The sequence below is a fragment of the Primorskyibacter aestuariivivens genome, assembly GCF_028023675.1.
GTDB lineage: Bacteria > Pseudomonadota > Alphaproteobacteria > Rhodobacterales > Rhodobacteraceae > Marinovum > Marinovum aestuariivivens.
On record NZ_JAQIOZ010000038.1, the window covers coordinates 1 to 1,296 of the forward strand.

Below are 1,296 nucleotides of genomic sequence, written 5' to 3' on the forward strand. Positions count from 1 at the left end.
CAAACCTGAACTTTAACAGCTACTGGGAGCGAAAAGCCCGGAGCTGATCGGCCAGATCGACCTGCATACCTCTAGTAAACCTAGCGTTATGTGATCTGGCTTACATACAAAGCGTGCCCCACACGCTACAATGGCCTTGCTCGAGTCGGAGCAAGGCCATTTATTTATAGGAGGTGTACATTGTGGGGCACGAAGAGACACGGACTGGAGTCAGCTGGTATGATATTCGTACCGCACTCAGAAGCGTTGGAGGAGCCCACAACGGCGTCTGTGATGTTCTGGTATCAGTGCCAGTGCGGCCAGACTTACAGCACGCTGTTGACGTTCGGGTCCGTCTCAGACGACGAGTTGGAGAACCTGGTGAGTGGGTTGATGAACGCGGCACAAGCGGTATTTGGCCGGATCACCGATCGACCACCCTCGCAGCCCTCGTCCTCAGACTTGTCCTTGAGCTTGACGCGCGCTGCTCAGAGGCTGAGCGAGAACGGGCCCAGCGAGGCCAAGAACGCTTAAGCGGCTTCTAGGTTCTAAAAAGACCCATTCTGAACTGTCAAGGGCCGCATATAACCCTTGACAGTTCAGAATGGGTCTTGTAAAATTTAAGAAGCCGCGAAGCGGTTAGGCCGAGCGAAGCGAGCACCATATCCTCCTACGTTCGGCTTGGTTTACTTGATATGGCTTGAGGTGGCTATGAGTGCTCTACCGCCTGACAACACTGGCCGTTTTCACCTCCACTACAGCGACGGCTTGCACGCTCACACGCTGCTGGCACGCTTCAACAACACTGCATCGCTTCCGACGGTGATGGACAAGGTTGACGCCTTCCTGACAGCCATTGCCACCGATCTGTACCTGCTCAGCGTGCTCGGCGCCGACTTCTCCGATCCTGGGAGTAACATCACCGTTCCGGTGCTCTGGACAGGCGCCAGCACCTATGGCTCAGGCACGATGCCTGCCGTATTCGCGCCACGTGAAATCGAATGGGGTGGCCGTTCGGTAGGCGGCCGACGTTTCAAGGTATACGTCTATGGGGTTGACATAACGACCCCTGACACGTTCCGGCAAGTAGCAGCTGGCAGCAACATCGCGGCGAATGGGATCGCTGCTCTGGCTGATGCACAGACGGCCGGCGTGTTCGTTGCCATCGACAACGAGGCCACAAACCTCTACAACTACGCAAACCTGAACTTTAACAGCTACTGGGAGCGAAAAGCCCGGAGCTGATCGGCCAGATCGACCTGCATACCTCTAGTAAACCTAGCGTTATGTGATCTGGCTTACATACAAAGCGTGCCC

Annotated in this window: 1 protein-coding gene; it reads left to right on the forward strand. The window is 55.7% G+C overall.

Annotation, left to right across the window (positions count from 1 at the left end):
- Window positions 1–690 precede the first annotated feature (690 nt).
- On the forward strand, window positions 691–1,224 hold the full coding sequence (locus PGB28_RS21265) for a hypothetical protein (RefSeq protein ID WP_271423509.1): 534 nt from the start codon (window positions 691–693) through the stop codon (window positions 1,222–1,224).
- Window positions 1,225–1,296 lie beyond the last annotated feature (72 nt).

Excerpts from the sequence above, each read along its gene's own strand:
- PGB28_RS21265 (WP_271423509.1), top strand. The coding sequence starts at position 691 with ATGAGTGCTCTACCGCCTGACAACACTGGCCGTTTTCACCTCCACTAC.